This is a genomic window from Streptomyces sp. NPDC005070, assembly GCF_053600395.1.
Window position 1 is genome coordinate 1 of sequence record NZ_JBSFZS010000248.1, and the last position, 5,726, is coordinate 5,726.

The window sequence follows — 5,726 nt, forward strand, 5'->3', positions numbered from 1 at the left end:
CAGGGTGGGGTCGGGGGGGTGGGTGGGGGCGGTGCCGGTGCATCAGCCCGTCGCCGTTGGACGGAGATGTGAGCGTCGGTGGCGACGGGCATCGATGTACCGGCACGGCCCCTTCCGCCGGATCCCGGCTGCGGGTGCAGTATCCAGCCCCTCCGGCGATTGAGGAGCGGGGGCTGGGGCGGAGCCCCAGAGGATGGGACGGGTAGGGGCGGAGGGGGCGAGGAAACCCGCTATGACCGAAGCGCCGCGAGCTGTTCCGCGAACGGGACCACGTGGAACCCGTCCGCCCGACCGGGCGAAGGCTGGGCAGGGACGGCGGCCGCCCCGGGCGAGGGCTGGGCCGAGGCCGAGGGTTCCGTCGGGCCGGGCGCCGAGGAGCCGGCCAGGGCCGTCATCAGACCGGCCAGCTCACCCCCGGCCCTCTCGACCCGCTCAGCCAACCCCTCCACCCCCCAGTCCTCCGAAGCCGCGTACACCCCGGTCGGCACGACCACAGCCCGCAGATAGGCGAACAACGGCCGCAGGGCGTGCTCGAGAACGAGCGAGTGCCGCCCGGTCCCCCCGGTCGCCCCGATCAACACGGGCTTGCCCGCCAACGCGTCCTTGTCGAGCACGTCGAAGAACGACTTGAACAGCCCGCTGTAGGAAGCCGAGAAGACAGGAGTGACGACGATCAGCCCGTCCGCGGAGGTCACGTCGTCGATCGCGGCGGACAGCCCCCGGCCGGGAAAGCCGTTGGTGAAGTTGTGGGCGATCTCGACGGCGAGGTCCCGGAGTTCGACGACCCGCAGATCCACCGCGCCGGGGACCCGGCCGGCGGTCGCGGCCGCCAGCCGGTCGGCCAGCAGCCGCGTGGACGAAGGAACACTCAGCCCCGCCGAGACGACGACGAGCTTCATACCCGGGTCACCTCTTCCTTGGCCGCGGCCACCCGGGCCGCGTGGGTCGGCGCGTCCGGCACGCCGGCCGGACGGTTCTTGGCGAACTCCTCGCGCAACACCGGCACGACCTGTTCGCCGAGGAGGTCGAGCTGCTCCAGGACGGTCTTGAGCGGCAGCCCGGCGTGGTCCATCAGGAAGAGCTGGCGCTGGTAGTCACCGGCGTACTCGCGGAAGGCCAGCGTCTTCTCGATGACCTGCTGCGGCGAGCCGACGGTCAGCGGCGTCTGCTCGGTGAAGTCCTCCAGGGAGGGCCCGTGCCCGTAGACCGGCGCGTTGTCGAAGTACGGACGGAACTCCCGTACGGCGTCCTGCGAGTTGGCCCGCATGAACACCTGGCCGCCGAGGCCGACGATCGCCTGCTCGGCCGTGCCGTGCCCGTAGTGCGCGTACCGCTCGCGGTAGAGCTCGACCATCTGCTTGGTGTGGTCGGCGGGCCAGAAGATGTTGTTGTGGAAGAAGCCGTCGCCGTAGTACGCGGCCTGTTCGGCGATCTCGGGCGAGCGGATGGAGCCGTGCCACACGAACGGCGGGACATCGTCCAGCGGACGCGGGGTCGACGTGAACGACTGGAGCGGTGTGCGGAACTTGCCCTCCCACGTCACCACGTCCTCGCGCCACAGCCGGTGCAGCAGCGCGTAGTTCTCGACGGCGAGGTTGAGGCCCTGCCGGATGTCCTGCCCGAACCAGGGATAGACCGGCCCGGTGTTGCCGCGGCCCATCATCAGGTCGACCCGGCCGTCCGCGAGGTGCTGGAGCATCGCGTAGTCCTCGGCGATCTTCACCGGGTCGTTGGTGGTGATGAGGGTGGTGGAGGTGGACAGCACCAGCTTCTCGGTCTTCGCCGCGATGTAGCCGAGCATCGTCGTCGGTGACGACGGCACGAACGGCGGGTTGTGGTGCTCGCCGGTCGCGAAGACGTCGAGGCCGACCTCCTCGGCCTTCAGCGCGATGGCGACCATGGCCTTGATCCGCTCGCGCTCGCTCGGCTCCCTGCCCGTGGTGGGGTCCGGTGTCACATCACCGACGCTGAAGATCCCGAACTGCATGGTCGCTCACCCTCCATCTTGTTGATTGTTCAACTATACCCTCGAACCACCACCCCTCCCCAGGTATTCCGCCACACCGACGGACCCCCATTCCGTCATCTCGCTTGACCGCACCCCGATCCATGCCTCACATTTACTTGCGTGACACAGATACTGCATGACACAAAAGAAACCTCGGGGCACCCTCCCTCCCGCATCCGCTGGGCGGTCCTCGGCGTCGTCCTCGCCGCAGACGTCCTCGACCTCCTCGACGGCACCATCACCAACATCGCCGCCCCGACCATCGCCCACGACCTCGGCGGCGGCACCGCCCTCATCCAGTGGCTCGGCGCCTCGTACGCCCTCGCGCTCGGCGTCCTGCTCGTCCTCGGCGGACGGCTCGGCGACAAGTACGGCCGCCGCCGGCTCTTCCTGACCGGACTCGCGGGCTTCACCGCCGCCTCGGTCGCCTGCGGCCTCGCACCCACACCGGGAACCCTCGTCACCGCCCGTCTCGTCCAGGGCGCGTTCGGCGCGCTCGTCATCCCGCAGGGCTTCGGCATCCTCGGGGCGACCTGGCCCCGGGACCAGATCGGCAAGGCGTACAGCCTGTTCGGACCGGTGATGGGCCTGTCCGCCGTCGGCGGCCCGATCCTCGCCGGGCTCATCGTCGACGCCGACCTCGCCGGTCTCGGCTGGCGCCCGATGTTCCTCATCAACCTCGTCCTCGGCGGCGCCGCACTCCTCGCCGCCGCCCGCCTGCTCCCCCACGACACCGGCGACCGCGCGACCACCGTCGACGTCCCCGGCTCCGTTCTCCTCGGCGCCACCATGCTCGCCCTGCTCACCGGCATCGTCGAAGGCTCGGCCCACGGCTGGGGCGTGCTCCCCGTCCTGCTCCTGCTCGCCGGCCTCGCGCTCTTCGCGGGGTTCTGCCACCGCCAGCGCACCGCGCCGAGTCCCCTGATCAAGCCCTCCCTCCTGCACAACCGCGGCTTCACCTCGGGACTGGTCATCGGCGTTGTCTTCTTCGCCGCGGTCGCCGGGCTCCTCTACGTCGTCTCCCTCTTCCTCCAGCAGAGCCTCGGCCGCTCCCCCGCGGGCGCCGCGCTCGCCCTGATGCCCCTGTCCGCGGGCATCGTCATCGCCTCGATCGCCTGCTACCGCCTGATCGGCCGCCTGGGCCGCCGCCTCGTCCTCCTGGGCTTCCTGGTCACCCTCGCCGGAACGGCCCACCTCCTCGCCCTGGTCACCGTCTCCGGCACGGACACCGGCGGCTGGGCCCTGGTCCCCCCGCTGCTGGTCATCGGCCTCGGCATGGGCGCCTGCTTCGGCTCGCTCTACGACGTCACCATCGGCGACATCGAACCCGCCGAGGCCGGCAGCGCGGGCGGCTCACTCGGCGCGGTCCAGCAGCTCGCCAACGCCCTGGGCGCCGCCGCCGTCACCACCGTCTACTTCCGAGCCGACGGCGGCGGGACCCACGCCACCACCATGAGCCTCACCGTCGTGGCCGCCATCACCCTCCTGTGCTGCCCCCTCGTACGCCTGCTCCCCCTCAAGGCACCGGAGCAACACCACTGACACTCCACCGGCCCGGGGTCGGACGGCCCTAGGGCACCAGCACCAGCCGGCCACGCAGTCCGCCCTCCGCGAGCCGCACGTGGGCCTTGACGGCCTCGTCGAGGGCGTACGTCCCGGCCACCCGGGTCGCCAGCGCCCCCTCGTCGACGAGCGCCACCAGCTCAGCGAGCCGGGCCCCGTCGGCGGCGACCTCCACGGCACCGGTCCGCACCCCGCGCACGGACGCCGGGTGGGCCCCGGGGATGACGCCCATGAAGGCGCCACCGTCCCGCACCCACTCCAGGGCGTCCGCGCCCAGGATCGCCGCGTCCAGCACGGCGTCCACGCTCCGCGGGGCCACACCGTCCGACACGAACCGGTCCGCCCCCAGGGACCGTACGAGCTCCTCGTCGCCCTCGCGGGCCAGCGCGGTCACGCTCACCCCGAGCCGGGCGGCGAGCTGCACGGCGTACCCGCCGAGCGCGCCCGCGGCCCCGGTGACCAGCAGACTCTGCCCCGGCTCCAGGCCCAGCCCGTCCAGGGCCTGGGCCGCGGTCAGCGCGTTGAGCGGCAGGCTCGCCGCGTGCGCCGCGTCGACCGAGCGGGGCGCCACGGCCACCGCGTCGGCGTCGACCACCACGAGATCGGCGTGCGTGCCGAGAGGCTTGGCGGTCCCGTACGCCAGCGCCACCACCTCGTCCCCCACGTTCCACCCCGAGGCGACCCCGACCGCCTCCACCACACCCGCCACATCCCAGCCGAGTCCCAGCCGCTTCCCGGCGCCCCCGAAGACACCGGCGCGCACCCCGGCGTCCACGGGGTTGACCCCGGCGGCCGCCACCTTGATCCGCACCTGCCGGGCTTCCGGCTCCGGCAGGGCGACCTCGACGATCTCGACGGCTTCCGGACCACCGAACGACGTCACAACCGCTGCACGCATCCCAGCTCACCCCATCTGTAGGTCATCCGCGGGTCTCTCACCCGCCACAACAACCCTAGGAAGAGTTACTATCCATTGGTAAGTAGGCACCTGAAGGTGCGTACGTCACCCGGAGGTGCGTCATGGCGACCACGACAGCGGCCCAGCGGCGCCACCAGGCCCGCGTCGAGTACGACGCGTTCCTCAAGGGCTGCCCCACCAACCAGCTCCTGGACCGCATCAGCGACAAGTGGGTCAGCCTGATCGTGAGCGCGCTCGCCGACGCCGGCGGACCGATGCGCTACAGCGACCTCGGCCGCAAGATCGCCGGAGTGAGCCCCAAGATGCTGACGCAGACCCTGCGGTCACTGGAGCGCGACGGCATCCTCTCCCGCACGGTCACCCCGTCCGTGCCGGTCCGCGTCGACTACGAACTCACGCCGCTGGGCACGAACCTGAGCTGCCTGCTCACCGCCGTCAAGGACTGGGCGGAGCACCACATCGAGGAAGTCGCCGAGGCCCGCGAGCGCTACGACACCTCGCCCGAGGCGTCCTGAAAGTCCCCTGACCGCAGCCGTGCGACCTGCTCGGCGCTGAAGTCGACCGTGCGCCGCATGTGCCCGATGACCAGGGCGACCTCGTCGTCGTCGAGCCCGTCGAACAGGCCGTACCAGCCGGCGCCCAGCCGCTCCCACATGCGCCCGAACTCGGCGATCTTCTCGGGCACGGTCGCCACCAGCACCCGTCGCCGGTCGACCACATCGCGCTCCCGCACCACGTAACCGGCCTTCTCCAGCCGGTCCACCAGCCGCGTGGCCGACCCGGTGGTCAGCCCCGTCATCTCGGCGATCCGTCCGGTGGTCACAGGCCCGTCCTCCAGGCTGAGCAGGTTCACGCACTGCACGTCCGTCGGATGCAGGCCCACGTGATCGGCGAGGGCCTGGTTGAACAGCGCGTACGAGGCCATGTACCGCCGCGAAACGACCGCCAGCTCCCCCAGCAGCCGCCCCCGCGCTTCCCCAGCCGTGGCCATACGGCCCCCTTCCACCAGCCCAGCCAAATCGTACGCCGCACGCCCCGCACCCCCGGAAACGAGCACCCGCCCCACAAGCGTTTCCCCGCCCCACCCTGCCCGCGCCTGGGGCTCCGCGCCGGGGCTGAAATCTGGACCGCCCACGACGCACCCGCAGCCGGGATCCGGCGGAAGGGGCCGTGCCGGTACATCGATGCCCGTCGCCACCGACGCCCACCCCTCACCCAACGGCGACGGGCTGATGC

At 71.6% G+C, this 5,726-nt stretch carries 6 protein-coding genes; 2 read left to right on the forward strand and 4 right to left on the reverse strand.

All coding sequences use genetic code 11. The features are described 5' to 3' along the window. Positions 1-230 precede the first annotated feature (230 nt). Positions 231-899: an FMN reductase gene (locus ACWEBX_RS36825; protein WP_451889099.1), complete on the reverse strand. Its 669-nt coding sequence runs from the start codon at positions 897-899 to the stop codon at positions 231-233. Beyond that, complete coding sequence (locus tag ACWEBX_RS36830; protein ID WP_451889100.1) at positions 896-1,987, reverse strand: LLM class flavin-dependent oxidoreductase; 1,092 nt, start codon at positions 1,985-1,987, stop codon at positions 896-898. Before ACWEBX_RS36830 ends, ACWEBX_RS36825 begins: the two co-directional genes overlap by 4 nt. 141 nt (positions 1,988-2,128) lie before the next feature. On the opposite strand from ACWEBX_RS36830, the gene ACWEBX_RS36835 reads away from it, so the two are divergent. Next, the gene (locus tag ACWEBX_RS36835; protein ID WP_451889101.1) at positions 2,129-3,550 is read left to right on the forward strand and encodes an MFS transporter; all 1,422 of its coding nucleotides are present in this window, start codon (positions 2,129-2,131) and stop codon (positions 3,548-3,550) included. Positions 3,551-3,578: 28 nt separating this feature from the next. Here the strand turns inward: ACWEBX_RS36835 and ACWEBX_RS36840 are convergent, their stop codons facing one another. Next, positions 3,579-4,469, reverse strand: a complete 891-nt coding sequence (locus ACWEBX_RS36840) for an NADP-dependent oxidoreductase (protein ID WP_451889102.1) — start codon at positions 4,467-4,469, stop codon at positions 3,579-3,581. Between the two features lie 122 nt (positions 4,470-4,591). On the opposite strand from ACWEBX_RS36840, the gene ACWEBX_RS36845 reads away from it, so the two are divergent. Then, complete coding sequence (locus ACWEBX_RS36845; RefSeq protein ID WP_451889103.1) at positions 4,592-5,005, forward strand: winged helix-turn-helix transcriptional regulator; 414 nt, start codon at positions 4,592-4,594, stop codon at positions 5,003-5,005. On the opposite strand, the gene ACWEBX_RS36850 is transcribed toward ACWEBX_RS36845, so the two are convergent. Then, complete coding sequence (locus ACWEBX_RS36850; RefSeq protein ID WP_451889104.1) at positions 4,978-5,481, reverse strand: MarR family winged helix-turn-helix transcriptional regulator; 504 nt, start codon at positions 5,479-5,481, stop codon at positions 4,978-4,980. The two genes, ACWEBX_RS36845 and ACWEBX_RS36850, sit on opposite strands and share 28 nt — an antisense overlap. Positions 5,482-5,726 lie beyond the last annotated feature (245 nt).